Source organism: Sphaerospermopsis torques-reginae ITEP-024 (genome assembly GCF_019598945.1).
In the GTDB taxonomy this organism is placed as follows: domain Bacteria; phylum Cyanobacteriota; class Cyanobacteriia; order Cyanobacteriales; family Nostocaceae; genus Sphaerospermopsis.
The window spans coordinates 5,023,017-5,038,627 of record NZ_CP080598.1; the positions used below are offsets into that span (position 1 = coordinate 5,023,017).

At 36.4% G+C, this 15,611-nt stretch carries 18 protein-coding genes; 7 read left to right on the plus strand and 11 right to left on the minus strand.

All coding sequences use genetic code 11. The features are described 5' to 3' along the window. Positions 1 to 136: 136 nt before the first annotated feature. The 6 genes from coaE to K2F26_RS23350 form a co-directional block, all read right to left on the minus strand. Positions 137 to 724, minus strand: coding sequence for a dephospho-CoA kinase (gene coaE, locus K2F26_RS23330; RefSeq protein ID WP_220609689.1), 588 nt, complete (start codon positions 722 to 724; stop codon positions 137 to 139). Between the two features lie 359 nt (positions 725 to 1,083). Continuing rightward, complete coding sequence (locus K2F26_RS25020; protein WP_246605468.1) at positions 1,084 to 1,911, minus strand: uroporphyrinogen-III synthase; 828 nt, start codon at positions 1,909 to 1,911, stop codon at positions 1,084 to 1,086. A 51-nt stretch (positions 1,912 to 1,962) separates the two neighbouring features. Further along, positions 1,963 to 2,676: a uroporphyrinogen-III C-methyltransferase gene (gene cobA, locus K2F26_RS25025; RefSeq protein ID WP_246605469.1), complete on the minus strand. Its 714-nt coding sequence runs from the start codon at positions 2,674 to 2,676 to the stop codon at positions 1,963 to 1,965. Positions 2,677 to 2,804: 128 nt separating this feature from the next. Then, positions 2,805 to 3,266: a tetratricopeptide repeat protein gene (locus tag K2F26_RS23340; protein ID WP_220612005.1), complete on the minus strand. Its 462-nt coding sequence runs from the start codon at positions 3,264 to 3,266 to the stop codon at positions 2,805 to 2,807. A 31-nt stretch (positions 3,267 to 3,297) separates the two neighbouring features. Beyond that, positions 3,298 to 4,239: a homogentisate phytyltransferase gene (locus K2F26_RS23345; protein ID WP_220609690.1), complete on the minus strand. Its 942-nt coding sequence runs from the start codon at positions 4,237 to 4,239 to the stop codon at positions 3,298 to 3,300. 92 nt (positions 4,240 to 4,331) lie between these two features. After that, positions 4,332 to 5,174 carry a methyltransferase domain-containing protein gene (locus K2F26_RS23350; protein ID WP_220609691.1) on the minus strand — a complete coding sequence of 281 codons (843 nt, stop codon included), beginning with the start codon at positions 5,172 to 5,174 and terminating at the stop codon, positions 4,332 to 4,334. Positions 5,175 to 5,453: 279 nt separating this feature from the next. On the opposite strand from K2F26_RS23350, the gene K2F26_RS23355 reads away from it, so the two are divergent. Next, entirely contained in the window at positions 5,454 to 6,788 is a 1,335-nt protein-coding gene (locus K2F26_RS23355; RefSeq protein WP_220609692.1) for a TrkH family potassium uptake protein, read from the plus strand. Positions 6,789 to 6,892: 104 nt separating this feature from the next. Continuing rightward, positions 6,893 to 7,588: a potassium channel family protein gene (locus K2F26_RS23360; protein ID WP_220609693.1), complete on the plus strand. Its 696-nt coding sequence runs from the start codon at positions 6,893 to 6,895 to the stop codon at positions 7,586 to 7,588. 73 nt (positions 7,589 to 7,661) lie between these two features. Here the strand turns inward: K2F26_RS23360 and queA are convergent, their stop codons facing one another. Next, entirely contained in the window at positions 7,662 to 8,786 is a 1,125-nt protein-coding gene (gene queA / locus K2F26_RS23365; protein WP_220609694.1) for a tRNA preQ1(34) S-adenosylmethionine ribosyltransferase-isomerase QueA, read from the minus strand. A gap of 312 nt (positions 8,787 to 9,098) precedes the next feature. On the opposite strand from queA, the gene K2F26_RS23370 reads away from it, so the two are divergent. After that, positions 9,099 to 9,488, plus strand: coding sequence for a hypothetical protein (locus tag K2F26_RS23370; RefSeq protein ID WP_096565090.1), 390 nt, complete (start codon positions 9,099 to 9,101; stop codon positions 9,486 to 9,488). A 91-nt stretch (positions 9,489 to 9,579) separates the two neighbouring features. On the opposite strand, the gene K2F26_RS23375 is transcribed toward K2F26_RS23370, so the two are convergent. Then, complete coding sequence (locus K2F26_RS23375) at positions 9,580 to 10,086, minus strand: YraN family protein (protein ID WP_220609695.1); 507 nt, start codon at positions 10,084 to 10,086, stop codon at positions 9,580 to 9,582. A gap of 30 nt (positions 10,087 to 10,116) precedes the next feature. On the opposite strand from K2F26_RS23375, the gene K2F26_RS23380 reads away from it, so the two are divergent. Both K2F26_RS23380 and K2F26_RS23385 read left to right on the plus strand, forming a co-directional pair. Continuing rightward, positions 10,117 to 10,620, plus strand: a complete 504-nt coding sequence (locus K2F26_RS23380) for a pentapeptide repeat-containing protein (RefSeq protein ID WP_220609696.1) — start codon at positions 10,117 to 10,119, stop codon at positions 10,618 to 10,620. 311 nt (positions 10,621 to 10,931) lie between these two features. Then, positions 10,932 to 11,195, plus strand: coding sequence for an adenylate/guanylate cyclase domain-containing protein (locus tag K2F26_RS23385; RefSeq protein ID WP_228019859.1), 264 nt, complete (start codon positions 10,932 to 10,934; stop codon positions 11,193 to 11,195). A gap of 112 nt (positions 11,196 to 11,307) precedes the next feature. On the opposite strand, the gene K2F26_RS23390 is transcribed toward K2F26_RS23385, so the two are convergent. Further along, positions 11,308 to 12,216 carry a DMT family transporter gene (locus K2F26_RS23390; protein WP_220612007.1) on the minus strand — a complete coding sequence of 303 codons (909 nt, stop codon included), beginning with the start codon at positions 12,214 to 12,216 and terminating at the stop codon, positions 11,308 to 11,310. Between the two features lie 282 nt (positions 12,217 to 12,498). On the opposite strand from K2F26_RS23390, the gene K2F26_RS23395 reads away from it, so the two are divergent. Then, positions 12,499 to 12,849: a hypothetical protein gene (locus K2F26_RS23395; RefSeq protein ID WP_194053877.1), complete on the plus strand. Its 351-nt coding sequence runs from the start codon at positions 12,499 to 12,501 to the stop codon at positions 12,847 to 12,849. Positions 12,850 to 12,931: 82 nt separating this feature from the next. Here the strand turns inward: K2F26_RS23395 and K2F26_RS23400 are convergent, their stop codons facing one another. Next, positions 12,932 to 13,930 (minus strand): cyanophycin synthetase, encoded by a 999-nt coding sequence (locus K2F26_RS23400; protein WP_220609697.1) that lies wholly within the window; start codon positions 13,928 to 13,930, stop codon positions 12,932 to 12,934. A 393-nt stretch (positions 13,931 to 14,323) separates the two neighbouring features. Here K2F26_RS23400 and K2F26_RS23405 point away from each other — a divergent pair, with 393 nt between their 5' ends. Beyond that, a complete protein-coding gene (locus tag K2F26_RS23405) occupies positions 14,324 to 14,560 on the plus strand; it encodes a hypothetical protein (protein ID WP_194053881.1) in 237 nt (78 codons plus the stop codon). A gap of 216 nt (positions 14,561 to 14,776) precedes the next feature. Here K2F26_RS23405 and K2F26_RS23410 read toward each other — a convergent pair whose 3' ends face one another. Beyond that, a complete protein-coding gene (locus K2F26_RS23410) occupies positions 14,777 to 15,349 on the minus strand; it encodes a 5'-methylthioadenosine/S-adenosylhomocysteine nucleosidase family protein (protein ID WP_437441039.1) in 573 nt (190 codons plus the stop codon). Between the last annotated feature and the right edge of the window lie 262 nt (positions 15,350 to 15,611).

The following is a 15,611-nucleotide window of genomic DNA, read 5'->3' on the forward strand; positions in this document are numbered from 1 at the left end:
ATTGACAATTGATAATTGTTTAATTCCATGTTTAAAATCTCCCCTTTCCAGGGGAGAAAAGCCAAAAATTCCGCTTTTTCAAGACTCTGACTTTCAAAGAGAGGTAATTGTCCATTATTGAATCATATTCATGATATTATTTTTTCATCACTTTATCTATCTGTTGTAAAAGTGATTCTAAACTATAAGAATTATCTAAAACGAAATCCGCACGGGCAATTTTTTCTGATAATGGTAATTGACTGTTAATTCTCGCTACTGCTTGTTCATTTGTTAAATTATTCCTTTGAATTAATCTTTGCTTTTGCTGTTCTTCTGAACAAGAAACCACCCAAATTTCACTCACTAAATTTTCTAAACCAGCTTCAAATAATAGAGGAATAACTAATACTAAAGTAGTTGCAGATGATTCATCAATAGTTTTTAAAAACCAATTTCTCACATAGGGATGAATAACATTTTCTACCCAAACCCTTTCCGCTGGTTGATTGAAAATAATTTCTCCCAATTTAGCACGATTTAAGTTACCATCTGCTAATAAAATCTCTTCTTTATTGTAACGTTGGGCAATTTGTGAGAGTATGGGAGAACCTACAGATACAGCATTTCTAGCATAAACATCTGCATCTAAAATCGGTAAATTATAAGTATTAGCTAAATAATTAGCCACTGTACTTTTACCTGTAGCAATACCACCTGTTAAACCAATTAGTCTTTTATTCATTAGATATTAGTCATTAGATATTAGTTATTAGTCATTAGTTATTAGTTATTAGTTATTAGATGTTAGATGTTAGTTATTAGATGTTAGATGTTAGTTACAGCACTTTGCGTAACGATTAGGTACAAGAATTTAGGGCATATCATTACATCAAATTGAAAATGAGATATAACCTGTACCAGATAGACGCGCAAAATGCTGTATTAGATGTTAGTTATTAGATGTTAGTTATTAGATGTTAGTTATTAGATGTTAGTTATTAGTCATTAGTTATTAGTTATTAGTTAGTTATTAATTTATTATATTTACCCAATCACCAATCACCAGTCACCAATCACCAATCACCAATCACAAATCACCAATCACTTATGCGCCCATTGAATAATTGCTTTGAGTAAACCTTCAGCAGTGTATTCTTCTGCTTCTATATCAACTCTACCAAATAACTCAAAACAAGTTTTAGAAGTTTGGGGACCGATGGAAGCTATGCAAGTTTTGTCTAGATAATGTGTAATTCCTTCTGGAAATTTTGTTGCTGTTAATAGACAGAAAAATTGTACAGTTTTGGAACTAGCAAAGGTAATTACATCTAAAGAGTGGTTTTGCAAAGCTTTTTCTGCTGCTGGAGGAATAGTTTGGGGACAGAAAGATTCATAAGCGGGAACTTCTGTGACTTCTGCACCCTTAGAAGTTAATTCTTGGACTAAAACTTGTCTTCCACCGCTTTCCACTCTGGGAAATAAAATCTTTTTACCTGATAAATTTTCAGGAAAGTTAATAACTAAAGAGTCAGCGATAAAGTGAGGAGGAATAAAATCTGGTTGAATATCGTGTTTTGCCAGACTTTGGGCGGTTTTTTGACCCACAACCGCAATTTTTACCTTAGCTAAGGCACTTTTATCTTTACCTTTGGCGTGGAGTCTCTCAAAAAAGTAATCTACACCGTTAGTGGAGGTGAAAATTAACCAGTTGAAAGTTGATAACTTGGATATTGCCTCATCTAAAGCTCTCCAACTGGTAGGAGGTCCAATTTCCAAAGCTGGTAGTTCAATTACTGTAGCACCTTCGGCAGTCAAGCGATCGCTAAATTGGCTAGACTGTCCCACAGAACGGGTAACGAGAATGGTTTTACCTGCGAGGGGAAAAGTAGGAGGATGGGGGGAGGGGGAGATAGGTATATTACTATGCACGATTTTATAGTTATAAGAGAACTAATTAATAATAGTTTATCTTTTTTCATGTTACAGGAACTTCTGTAATCCTACAACTTCACCAATGACGATTACAGATGGGGATAAATATAAACCCGTAGTTTTTGTCAAAATATTACCAAGTTCACTTATCCACACTTCTTGACTGGGAGTTCCTGCCCAACGGATGATAGCAATAGGTGTAGATTGAGATTTCCCATATCTTAGCAGTTGATGGACAATCTCCGCTAGATGTTTTCCCCCCATCAAAATTACTAAAGTTTCTAATCTTGATAATGCTTCCCAGTCTAAAACCTCTGGTTCGTGTGCTGTTAATACTGCAAAACAGCGACTGAGTACGGTATCTGTGAGGGGTATTCCTGCTAATAAAGGTGCTGCTAAAGCTGAAGAAATTCCTGGTATGACTTCATACTCACAACCCGCTGCTTTTAACGCTTCTATTTCTGAAATACAACGTCCAAAAATAAACGGATCACCTGATTTAAGTCTAACAACTTGTTGACCTTCTCGGCAATACTTCACCAATAAACTGTTAATTTCTCCTTGGGGTGTGCTGGGTTTACCGCCGCGTTTACCTACATCTAATTTTAAACAATTTGGTGGTACACATTCTAATAATTCCCTATCTACTAAAGCATCATAAATTAAAACCTCAGTAGATGCTAAGAGACGATAAGCTTTAACTGTTAAATATGCCACGTCTCCAGGTCCAGCACCAACTATGTAAACTTTATTTTTGGTCATTGATAATTGATAATTGGTAATTGGTAATTGGTAATTGGTAATTCAATTTTGGATTTTGGATTTTGGATTTTGGATTTTGGATTGTTTTTCATTCACTCCAATCTAAAATCTAAAATTTTCTTCCCCAATCACCTGTTCCCTATCTCTTTCAGAATTTTCTCGATAGTTGCTGCTTTTTGCGGTTGACGTTGTTTCTGAAATAGTGCTTTTGATGTTTGTAAATTTTGGAGTGCTTCTGCTTTTTCGTCTTGCAATAATTGAATATTTGCTAACCTTAAATAAGCATCGGGATTTTTGGGACTGCGAGTAATTACATCATTAAATACTTCCTTAGCTTCTTCAATTTTTCCTTGATGGTTTAACAAATCACCTAATAATAATCTCACTACATCATTAGTAGAATTGATTGCTATTACTTGCCGAAAAGCTGCTTCTGCACCTGCATAGTCTTTTGCTTGAAAAAGATTAACTCCTTTTTGAAATAAATTTGAGGTGATTAAGGTTTTAACGGCAAAATAAATCAAAAAGCCAATACTAACAGTGACTAAAGAAATGGCAATTATATTACTCAGTTGTGAATTTTCTAACATCATTGTAAATTCCTGTAAATCCCTGGTCTAACTAAGCTAAAATAGCAGCAATAGGAAAAATGAGATATTCTATAAAAAACAGTTTCCAGATAAACTGATAAAATTGAGCAATTTCGCTTTTGTTTTGCAAGTCCACTTTTTGACTTTTTCTCCAGATTAAAACTAAGGGTATAAGATGACTAATAAAGAGAAAGATAGGATTCACTTCAGCTAATCTGAATATCCCCACAAACATCATCCCTAGATAACAAACTGTTAATACCCAAAGGGCGAGTTTAAATACTTTTCTTTGTCCTAATTGTATAGTAAAAGTGGTAATATTATAAAGTTTGTCTCCTTCCAAATCAGGGATATCTTTAAAGATAGCGATCGCAAATGTAAACACCAAAATAAACGCTGTCAAAACCCAAACAGCAGCAGGTATACCTTGGCTTCTTTGAAATAACCAGCTAAAATGAGAAAACAACCCTAAATTAACAATAGTTCCCCGCACTGAAAAAATACACAAAGCCGCCCAAAAAGGAAACTGTTTTAAACGAATAGGTGGTAAAGAATAAGCAGTACCAATTAATAAACTTATCCCCACCATTCCCAGTAAAAAAGGACCATTTAGCCAAGCGACTAATAAAGCTAAAATACCAGTAATAATGACTATTAAATTACCCTGCTCCTGTGTAAATTCTCCTGAAGCTAGAGGTAAATGAGGTTTATTAATTTTGTCAATATCTACATCTTGTAATTGGTTCAAACCAACAATATAGATATTGCCACAGATACAAGCTAACCAAGTTCCGAAAATTTGACCTAAATGCGCTAGAGTAAAATTTGTGGAAGTGACACCAAGGGTTAGTAAATATAAACCCAAAACACTTAAACTTGTGCCAATAATAGTATGTGGTCGGGAAAATTTCCAAAAAGCATAAAGCCAACTTCCCGGAAAAATAGGTGAATTTTGTTGAAAAAATTGATTCATTACTCGATTTTAGATTTTAGATTTTAGATTGAACCTACGCATAAATCCATAGGCTAATAACAAATTATCAATTGTCAATTGTCAATTATCAATTATTTCTTCCCACACAACAACCCAAACCTAATTAAACCTCGTTCATAACCACGACTCATCAAACCCAAAGAAAGCGCCCCTTGAATTGTACTCCAACCAGAGAAAAGTAACCCAAAAAATGCTTGAGGAGTAAAAGCAGAGTCAATAACAAAATTCCAAAAAGGAGCGACAGCAGTTGACCAATCAGCGGTGCGAATGTTGTTTAATGGTAATTGATGGGCGATCGCCTCATACTCTGGCAAGGAAATCACATAGGGTAAACAATAAACCCGATAAATGTCCTGTAAATGCTTTTGCTCATCCACAGTCAAAGGTGAAACATCCGTAGAACGATGACACCATGTAACCATAATCAAAGTACCACCAGGCTTTAAAACTCGGTAACACTCTTGCAAAAACTTGGTTTTATCTGGCATATGTTCGCCACTTTCTAAAGACCACACCAGGTCAAAAGAAGCATCAGCAAAAGGCATTTCTTGGGCATTGGCAACCAGGAAATTACTCCTAGAACCCAAATTAGCCTCCAAAGCTCTTTCCTTGGCTCTAGCGGCTTGTACAGGGCTAAGTGTAATTCCCGTTGACACCGCATTGAACTTTTCAGCCAAGTATAAAGAACTGCCACCAATCCCACAACCCACATCGAGGATATTCTCTGCATCCTTTACCCCTGACCATTTCAGCACTTCTTCGATTAAATCAATTTGTGCCTGACGACGATCTTTTTGCTGCTTGCCATCTGCACCATAATAGCCGTGGTGCATATGTTCTCCCCAGATTTGTTCCCACAAACCAGAGGAAGCATCATAAAATTCTTGAATTTGTTGATAAAGTGTTGTACTCATGAATCCACAGATAAAGACCAAGCCGAAGTTAAAAAAATAGTCAGCATTTAGCTATCAGTGGTCAGCAATCAGCTTTTTAAAGGTTACGCCAAAAATCACGCTAGTGATATTCTACTGTTTCATTAAAAATTCTGACTCCTGACTCAAGAGGGCAACCACAGGGGGTTGCCCCTAAGACTGACTCCTAACTTCTGACAAAAAATATATTTTTAGGCTACCATCTGTGTATTTAATTAGATAAGGGGATTTTTCTTTAAAAAGAAAATTGAGAATTTATTTATGACTGTTGCTCGGACAATCTGCTTGGGGTTTATGGCTGTCATCCTAGCAGGAACTATCCTGTTAATGATGCCTTTCTCAACTAGCAATGGTATGTGGAATGATCCAATTGTAGCACTTTTTACTTCAACTTCCGCAGTATGTGTTACAGGGTTATCAGTAGTTGATCCTGGTACTTATTTCTCCTTTTGGGGTCAATTGTTTATTGTACTGTTGGTGCAAATTGGTGGTTTAGGATACATGACAACTACCACCTTTTTGATTTTGTTACTTGGTAGGAGATTTGACTTACACCAAAAAGTTGCAATTCAACAAGCTTTAGATCGTCCAGGAATGAGTGGTAGTACGCAAATTATCCGTTCGATTATTGCTACAACCATGATTTTTGAAATTACTGGCATATTTTTATTACTGCCAGCTTTTGTTCCTGATTATGGTTGGAATAAAGGACTTTGGTTAGCAATATTTCATAGTGTCAATTCTTTTAATAATGCAGGTTTTAGCCTATTCAAAGATAATTTAATAGGTTATCAAACATCTGTATTAGTAGTTTTCACCGTTACAGGCTTAATTATTTTTGGCGGCATTGGTTATCAGGTAATTTTAGATATGTATCTTTGGTTGCGTGATAGATTTTTGAAAAAACCCAATGCTATAGTATTTTCTCTAGATTTTAAAGTAGCAACCAGTACGACTTTAATACTTTTAATCTTGGGGACAATAGCTTTCTTTTGTATAGAAATTAGAAATCCTCAAACATTTGGTAATTTTAGTCTTTCTGACCAATTATTATTAGCCTGGTTTCAATCTGTCACCCCTAGAACTGCTGGATTTAACACCATTGATATTGGCAAAATGACCGATGCAGGCTTGTTCATTACCATTGCCTTAATGTTTATTGGTGCAAGTCCAGGTGGTACAGGAGGAGGTATAAAAACTACAACATTGAGAGTTCTCACCAGTTGTACAAAAGCTATACTCCAAGGCAAAGAGGAAGTTTTACTATACGATCGGAAGATAGCAATATCACTAATATTAAAAGCTGTAGGTGTAGTAGTTGGGTCTCTATCTACAGTGATTGGAGCAACTATTTTAATTAGTTTGACAGACCCAAAATTAGAATTTATTCAAATTCTTTTTGAAGTGGTATCAGCTTTTGCTACAGTAGGTTTATCAACAGGGATAACTGCTGGTGTTTCCATCGCAGCAAAACTGATTTTAATTATCACAATGTATATAGGGAGAGTCGGTGTTTTATTGTTGATGTCAGCTATATTAGGTGATCCTCGTCCTAGCAGAGTTCACTATCCTGAAGAAAATTTACTTGTTGGGTGATTCAATTTTGGATTTTAGATTTTGGATTTTGGATTGATCATATTTGACTAACTCTCATCTAAAATTGCAACTTTTATTCCCTATTCCCTATTGGCTAGTTAAAAATGAACCTTTCATCATTAAAATTTTTTCGCAGTTTACGCCAAGATAATCAACAATTTGCTGTAATTGGGTTAGGTCGCTTTGGTCGTTCTGTTTGTGCAACACTGCACAGTTTTGGTTATCAAGTTCTAGCGACAGATGTTGATGAAAAGCGAGTTTCTGAAGCTTTAACTGATGAAATAGTCAGTCATGCTGTACAACTAGACTCCACAGAACCTGCTGCACTCAAAGAAGCTGGTATTTTTGAATTTGATACAGTAATTGTAGCTATTGGTAACTATATTCAAGAAAGTATTATCACCACTCTCAATGTCAAAGAAGCTGGTGTACCTCATGTAGTTGCTAAAGCTTCTAGTGAAGTTCACCGCAAGCTATTAAAAAGAGTGGGCGCAGATCATGTAGTTTTCCCTGAATATGAAGCCGGTTGTGCTTTAGCTAGGACATTGACTAAACCTTCAATTTTAGATCGCTTTGACCTTGACCCAGATAATAGCATTGTTGAGGTAATTGTCCCTGATGAATTTCACGGTAAAACTGTTGCAGAAATTCAACTGAGAAATCGTTATGGTTTAAATTTGTTGGCAGTAAGTCAGGATGGTAAATTTAAGATTAATCCTGACCCTAGCAAGCGTTTAGAACGTGGTTCAGCTATGGTAGTAATTGGTTGCAATAAAGATATTAATCGTTTACCAATTTAGGTGATTGGTGATTGGGGACTGGGGACTAGGGACTGGGAAAGACTTTTACCAATTACCAATTACCAATTACCAATTACCAATTACCAGCATTAATAGTTGCTTGAGGTAAGATCAGCATGGCATCACCAAAGGAATAAAAACGATATCGAGATGCGATCGCTTGTTCATAAATTTTTAACAATCTTTCTCTACCAATCAACGCACTTACCAGCATCAATAAACTAGATCTGGGTAAGTGAAAATTCGTAATTAAACCTTGTACCACTCGCCATTGATAACCAGGATAAATAAATAAATTTACCTTACCCACATAAGGTTGTAAATCCCCTGATTGTGCCGCACCTTCTAACGCCCGGACTACTGTAGTACCAACAGCAATAATTCGCCCTCCAGCAGCCTTAGTAGCCTTAATTTGTTCTACTGTAGCTTCGCTCACCTCAATCCATTCTTCGTGCATTTGGTGAGTTGTTACATCTTCTACTTCGACTGGACGAAAAGTACCGACTCCTACGTGCAAAGTTAAAAAAGCTTGATTAATACCAATATCGCGCAATTTTTGTAAAAGTTCTGGTGTAAAGTGTAACCCTGCCGTTGGTGCGGCGATCGCCCCCTGTTCTTGAGCATATACTGTTTGATATTGTTCATCAGCCGCAGTAGAAGCATTAATATAAGGAGGTAAAGGAATTTCCCCGAACTTCTCCAATACTTGCACCAAAGGGACATTTTCCGGTAAATCAAACTGCAATAACCGCCCCCCAGTAGCTTCATCTCTTGCTACAACTGTCGCTGTTAGTTCATTACCCGCAGCTAATTTTTGCCCATCAAAAATAATCTGAGTTCCTGGTTTAAAGTATTTTCCCGGCTTCACCAAAGCCAACCAACAATTATGCTGTCGTTCTTCCAACAGCAAAACCTCCACCTCAGCACCCGTAGCTTTGCGGCCATATAACCTGGCTGGAATAACTTTCGTATTATTCATCACTAACAAATCCCCAGGTTTAAGTATTTCTGTCAAATCTCGGAAAATGTAATCAAGTGCTGGTTTTTCTACTCCTGTACTCAGGGAATCTATCACCAACAAACGAGAACTATCTCTAGGAACAGCCGGGTTTTGGGCAATTAATTCCGTCGGTAGTTCATAATCATAGCCAGATAAAGAACGGTCTAAATCCACACCTTGATTTTCTAAGTTAGACATTTTTCTAAAAGATAAACAGGGAATAGGTAATGGGTAATGGGTAATGGGTAATAGGTAATGGGTAATGGGTAATGGGTAATTGGTAATTGGTAATGGGCATTGGGTTATTCATCCTCCCAGTCACCAGTCACCAGTCACCAATCACCAGTCCCCAATCACCAATCACCAGTCACCAATCACCAATCACCAGTCCCCAATCACCAAAATTGGGTAAATCTCCCCATATAAAAACGGGGACTTTTACCCTAGCAGGAACTATCCTTGATCCAGGAAGATATAGATGTAGGATTGGATTTGATCCCAAACACCATCATGGAATATTTATATTACCTGGCAAATGCTAGTCTAACGCTCAGGGTCGTTCAACACCTGCACAACAGACCCCAAACTCCTGTTTCTTTTATCACCGTAATTCATCAAATTGATGGTTGGGTAGTGAGGATTAAACTTAGAGAACCGATCTCAGCCCAAGAAGATGGTGATTTTCGGGCTTTCTTCAATGAATTAGGAATTAGTTATGAGCCACCCATGAGGATACAAATGGCACTTTGGAGCTTGGAGGCGGGACAATATCCCGTGGACGTAATGCGTCGCTACCAAGTAGCTATTGTATCTCATGGTAGTCCAGAAAAAGAGGAAATTGAAGCATTCCGACAACAATTTGTCCAAGGTTTGGGCTATTGTCCAGAAACTTTGGCTTGAAAATAGGTAGGTGATTGGTGACAGGTGACAGATGACAGGTGACAGAAGGAAGTTTAGCAACTACCAATTACCAATTACCAATTACCAATTATCAATTTATGGTTGATAGATCAAAAGCTGCTGGAATGTATTCGAGCAGCTTAAACTCATAACCAGGTATTGATAAACTAGCTAAGGTTTGGGGAGTAACTATATCCTTGGCAACATTTTTTGGCAAGGGTTGACAAAAGACAATAGCGACATCAAAACGACAAGAATAATCAGCTTTTTCAGGATACTGAGCTAAAAATATTCCTGCTGTGTGACAGAGTTTTGCTTGTTTTTTTGGGGTGATAGCGTTTCTACCTCCAGCATCCCAACTACCAGCACTGCGGGTTTTCACTTCTACAAATGCGAGTATTGAGTTTTGATGATTGGTGGTTTGCTTGTTTGCTGTTTCTTTTGTATCGTGGTACTGGGCAATAATATCAATTTCTCCCCAGCGACAAGAAAAGCGACGGTGCAGAATTTCCCAACCTGTAGATTTTAACCACTGTGCTACTAGGTCTTCTCCTATGTTACCAATATCAGCATAATTAGATGGAGGAGGTTTAGACATGAATTAAGAAACCCAATACAAAAAAATACCATGAATATTAAGTATCGTTTTTTGTCACTTATCCTCAGTTTACTGCTTTGGGCGATCATTCCGATCACAGCATTATTGGGTTTAGCATCCACGGCTTTAGCACTAGAATACAACAAAGAAATTTTGATAGAAGCAGATTTTTCTGGACGTGATTTAACAGATTCTAGCTTTACTAAGGCTAATCTTCGTCAGAGTAATTTTAGTGGTGCTAACTTGCGTGGTGTCAGCTTTTTTGCTGCAAATCTAGAATCAGCAAATTTAACGGAGGCTGATTTAACTAATGCTACCTTAGATTCTGCACGTTTGATTAAAGCTAATTTAACTAATGCTGTTTTGGAAGGTGCATTTGCGGCTAGTGCCAAATTTGATGGTGCAATAATTGATGGTGCTGATTTTACTGATGTGCTGCTGCGTTCAGATGAGCAAAAAAAATTATGCAAGTTGGCTAAAGGTACTAATCCTGTAACGGGTAGGGATACAAGAGATACTTTATTCTGTCCGTAGTTACGACTATTCGACTATCAGCAGTCAGAAGTTAATGGTCAGCTTGATCAAACATTGTGACTCCTGTGTAGGGGTTTAGCAATGCTCATTGGTGTCAACTCAGGCCACAAATAGCTTTTTTGTTTAGCTTCCAAACCCGCCTGGAAATTAAGTTCCGGTCTAATAACAAAAGTCATCTTCAGATGACTTTTGCTATTAGACTCTTAATTCATTCCCAGTCGGGCTTTGAAAGAGTGAGAAAATAAATTCGCGATCGCCAAAAAATCGAATCTATTTTAAGGGATGAACAAGCAAAATCAGAACGCTTATTATTGAATATTTTACCCTCAGAAATTGCCCAAAAATTAAAGGAAGAAGAAAGCGCGATCGCTAACAGATTTGATGAGGTGACAATTTTGTTTGCGGATATTGTGAATTTTACTGGTTTATCTGCTCAAATATCGCCGATAGAATTAGTAAATTCTTTGAATGAAATTTTTTCTAGTTTTGATAGATTAGCTGATTTTTATGGTTTAGCAAAAATCAAAACTATTGGTGATGCTTATATGGTAATTGGTGGTTTAGCTACTCCTTGAAAACCGGGGTGAAATTCAAGTTAAGGGTAGAGGAATAATGACAATTTATTTTTTAATTGGTAATGGGTAATTGGTAATAGGTAATTAATGATTTCCTATCACCAGTCACTGCTCACTTTTGATAAAATAATAAGCCAATCCCCATAATTGCAACTATTACACCAATAATTGCTCTCCAACTGACTTTTTCACCCATAAAGATAGCAATGGGAATTACAAGTATAGGGCTGGTTTGCATGAGGGTTGAGGCAATACCCACGTTAGTTAATTTAATTGCTGTTTGTTGTAACCAAATTCCTAAATAAGTGCCTAAAAAAGCAGCTAAAAAACTGGCTAATATAACTCGTCTTGACTGCCAATAAGGATATCCGAAAACGTGATTTCTTTGATTGGGAAATAATGCCCAAATTAAAATTATTAATACTCCGGCAATTAATCTGAATAATGCTGCCCACAAAGGGGAAATATTCGTACCTGTAAATGCTGCACGGGAAAAAACAGCACCGATGGCGTTAGCTGTTGCTGCTAACAAACCTAACCCTATTCCTGGCCATAGTTGTGTGGTTGCACTTTCAATATTATTACTGGTTCTTTCGGTAACAACCCAAGCAACACCTAAAATAGTGAGTAAAATACCACACCAAGCATTGATGTTAAGACTTTCTTGGAGAAAAATTGTAGCAGCGATCGCACTCATGGGAGGGGCTAAAGTTCCCAAAAGCAAAACTCTACGGGGTCCGATTCGGTTGATAGCTGCTAAAAAAGCTGTATCTCCTAAACCAATACCCACTGCACCACTGAGGAGGAGAAATAATAAGGTTAAGGGTGCAAGGGTGGGCTGAAAATCACCACTGACTAAAATTGTAATTAGCAACAGTGCGATCGCTATTATGCCTTTGATGAAGTTTAGCTGTAAGGGCGGAATGCGCTGCCCCAATACTCCATATACCACAGAAGCGATCGCCCAGAAACCAGCAGCAGACAAGGCTGCTAATTCACCTGTACCATTAGTTAAGCCAATAATTAAGAAACTATTAAAAATGATCTTAACTCCCCAAATAAGCCTGAAAACTATTTTTATAATATATCAAATAATGGGACTTAAAATTAGCACTCTCAGTTTACAAGTGCTAAATTTTTAAAATTTTTTAAAATCGGTAAATTGAACTTGTAATTTCTGTTTTTTGTCGTTATATTTGAATATATAGCAATCATATTTGATGCTGAAATCACTCATAAAAAATTAAATAGGTTACAGATTCCAGTCACTAGACTAACAACTCAACAGATTTGGAGGATTGGCATGAACTATACTTTTGACATTGTAGGAGTATCTCCAATTTTATACTTTTTCAATCACCAACAACAAAGTTTAGAAAAACCTCTACACCAAAAAGTTGAATATTTGGGAACTCAAACTTGTACATTAGATGCGTTTCTAGAATCTGTAGAATCAGTTCCAACTGCTGGTAGTTGGAATTTAGATCAAGTGGTAGATACAGTGATTGAATTTTGGTTGAATAATGCAGAGACTATTCAATATTGGAAAGCTAGATTACAAGACGCTGGAAGAGATAATTTGCTAGTAGCTAGAGTTGGGGAAATTAAAGCTTTACAAGCTGAATTTGAATCTCTGTTAGGTAAAAATTGGTGAGTCATTCGATTTTAGATTTTAGATTTTAGATTTTGGATTGAATATACTCCTGACTCCTTGATCTCCTGACTCCTTACCACATTTATTCGTTTTCTAATGCTTGCAAAATTTTCCGATATAAATCTTCTACTTTCTGTATTTGTTGCTCTCCCAGTAAGGCATAATGAGCTAAACCAGGGGCGCTATTAATTTCCAACAGAGTATAATCTACCGTATAATCTACTATGGGTTGAGTAATATCAGCGGTGAGAATATCTACACCTGCTAATCTCAAACCCATATCTTTAGTGATATTAATCGCTAGTTTCTGAAAATCAGGATGAATTTTATCAGTAAAATCTACTGCATCACCACCTGTAGATAAATTTGCATTGTCTAAAAGATAAATTAAAGTATCTTCGGCAAGTACACTATCAAAGGTAAGATTTTGTTGATTTAATTTCTTGATAATGCGGAAATCTGCAACATCAATTAATATTTTTTCCCCTGTTTTGATTAACTGTTCACGTTTGTTTTGTAGTAATTCTAAAATAGTAGATTTACCATCACCAGTTACAGATAAAGGTATTCTTTGATAAGCCGCTATAACTTCATTATCTAAAACTAAAATCCTAAAGTCATTGCCGTTATAAAATCTTTCTACAATTAAGACAGACTGAGTAGCAAGTATTTTTTCTGCTACTTGATAATATTCCTGTTTATTATATACTTTGGTAACTAAAATTCCTAAACTGAGATTTAAAGGTTTAACAATTACAGGGAATCCTAATTCTTGGGCATAGTTCCAACCATCATGGATATTTCTAGGGTTGGCGACTTTTGCACACATTTTATCATTAAAAAATGTTTGTCCTTCCGTAACTCGATAACCAAGTTTACCCAAAAAATAATTAGAAAAGGCTTTATCCTGTGCTAAATTTGCCGAACCAAAACCATTGATATTCAATCTCGTGTTATCAAAAACGGTTATTTTTCCATTTTTAAACGTAATATGTCCAATTAGTTCATATTCAGGTTCTATGACAACAGTAGCGCCCATTTCTGTAGCCACTTTTTTTAAAACTGATGCAGTGAATTTCATACAACATTCCTGTTTGATGTATCAGATAATTTGCCAGATTAGTAGAGGCAATACGCAATATATATTCTCACAAATTGTATATTCATGCTACAATGATTTACAAATTGATATGTAATTTTGTCTAAGTAAGAGGTAAAATTTTAATGAAAAATGTTGTTTTATTTACCAAGCATTCAGCACTGTTGATATTAACTTTATTTGTGTATCGTGAAAAATCTGGAAATAATATTTTCTAGGTTTTATTGCTTAGTAAAAACAAATTGTTGCACTAAGTATTGACAATCCAAGAATTATGTAATAACAAAGTGGCATCGTCAATTAAAGGCGCTAGTGTTATCCCCCCTAAGAGACACACTAACGCCAATCAATCAAATTCATACGGATAATATAATCATGCCACAAAACACAGATGACAAAGATACCAAATCAAAAAATCCAGCAATTTCTTATAGAAATCGGCTGAATAGTTGGGCTATAGCTCGCGTGGTTGCGAATCAAGAGCGTGTAATTATTGCCAGATTCCGTAGTCGTTCAGATGCAGATGGTTATATTCAGCACTTGCGTCAACTCATACCTGATGGTTCTTTCGAGATTTTCTTTGATTCTCAACGGGAAGCAGCGGCGATTTAAGCTTTGAGTTATCATATCAATTGATAATTGACAATTGACAATTGACAATTTTTTCATTCAAGGTTTAAAACTTCCGTTTACAGGGTAAAAAAGCCAAAAATTCAGCTTTTTCAATCTTCTCCTTTCAACCAGAGAGGTAATTGTCAATTGTTCATTGTCAATTGTCCATGATTGAAGTGATTCTCAGATTCCCGACTTCGCAAAGAAATCGGGGATCTATATCCGAGTTGAGGAACTGGCTAAACAGTAAGCTAGTGTTTCTAATATTTTGAGTGCTTGTAAGGAACTACGAATCAAGCGGGTAGCAGCTAGGGGTTGACGGATGAATGTTAAGGCCAGGGGTAGAGGTTGGAGTGAACCATCGGTGCTAATGGCTGTTGTTAGGTTAGGTATATCATGGAGAGTATCATCACTAACGACTCGTAATATTGCGGTTGATAACCCTAGTGGCTGGAAAAATTCTAAGAATGGGAATCCTTCCATATCAACAACATCAGCGCCAGATTGTAGATGTAAATTTTGTTTTTCTGCTGTTAGGGATATGACGCGATCGCTCGTTAATCCCTTCACAAAACATACTTTATCCCCAAGTTGGTTATGTATCTCTGTGATCAAGGTGCGATCGCACTTTTTCAGATTTCTTTGATACATACAATCTCGATAGAGAACTATATCACCAACCTTGTAATGCTCATTTAAACTGCCACATAAACCCATCAGCAGCACTCGTTGATTAAGTTGATTTAAATGTTGACAATTGTTTTCCAAAAACTGGTACAGTGATTTCATTCCCAGGGGTATTGCTATCACCTGTGGTTGCAAACCTTTAACACGACTTAAACCACGACAAACGGCTTGGTGTTCTGCTCCTTGGGGAACTAAAATTGTGTTAATAATTGATGTTTTTTTTAATAGTTATCATTAGATATTTTTAATTTGACTGTAAAATATAAATTATACTCTACCGTAATATCAACTTTTTTCATCTTGTATATTGCTGTTTTTCTTATTGTACTACCCTTTGGAAATCCGCTTCGTGTCTACGTGCATT

Coding starts and splice junctions, on each gene's coding strand:
- K2F26_RS23380 (WP_220609696.1), top strand. CDS start 10,117: ATGAATATTAAGTATCGTTTTTTGTCACTTATCCTCAGTTTACTGCTT.
- K2F26_RS23375 (WP_220609695.1), bottom strand. CDS start 10,086: ATGTCTAAACCTCCTCCATCTAATTATGCTGATATTGGTAACATAGGA.
- K2F26_RS23355 (WP_220609692.1), top strand. CDS start 5,454: ATGACTGTTGCTCGGACAATCTGCTTGGGGTTTATGGCTGTCATCCTA.
- K2F26_RS23405 (WP_194053881.1), top strand. CDS start 14,324: ATGCCACAAAACACAGATGACAAAGATACCAAATCAAAAAATCCAGCA.
- queA (WP_220609694.1), bottom strand. CDS start 8,786: ATGTCTAACTTAGAAAATCAAGGTGTGGATTTAGACCGTTCTTTATCT.
- coaE (WP_220609689.1), bottom strand. CDS start 724: ATGAATAAAAGACTAATTGGTTTAACAGGTGGTATTGCTACAGGTAAA.
- K2F26_RS23410 (WP_437441039.1), bottom strand. CDS start 15,349: ATGAAATCACTGTACCAGTTTTTGGAAAACAATTGTCAACATTTAAAT.
- K2F26_RS23340 (WP_220612005.1), bottom strand. CDS start 3,266: ATGTTAGAAAATTCACAACTGAGTAATATAATTGCCATTTCTTTAGTC.
- K2F26_RS23370 (WP_096565090.1), top strand. CDS start 9,099: ATGGAATATTTATATTACCTGGCAAATGCTAGTCTAACGCTCAGGGTC.
- K2F26_RS23395 (WP_194053877.1), top strand. CDS start 12,499: ATGAACTATACTTTTGACATTGTAGGAGTATCTCCAATTTTATACTTT.
- K2F26_RS23360 (WP_220609693.1), top strand. CDS start 6,893: ATGAACCTTTCATCATTAAAATTTTTTCGCAGTTTACGCCAAGATAAT.
- K2F26_RS23350 (WP_220609691.1), bottom strand. CDS start 5,174: ATGAGTACAACACTTTATCAACAAATTCAAGAATTTTATGATGCTTCC.
- K2F26_RS23400 (WP_220609697.1), bottom strand. CDS start 13,930: ATGAAATTCACTGCATCAGTTTTAAAAAAAGTGGCTACAGAAATGGGC.
- cobA (WP_246605469.1), bottom strand. CDS start 2,676: ATGACCAAAAATAAAGTTTACATAGTTGGTGCTGGACCTGGAGACGTG.
- K2F26_RS23345 (WP_220609690.1), bottom strand. CDS start 4,239: ATGAATCAATTTTTTCAACAAAATTCACCTATTTTTCCGGGAAGTTGG.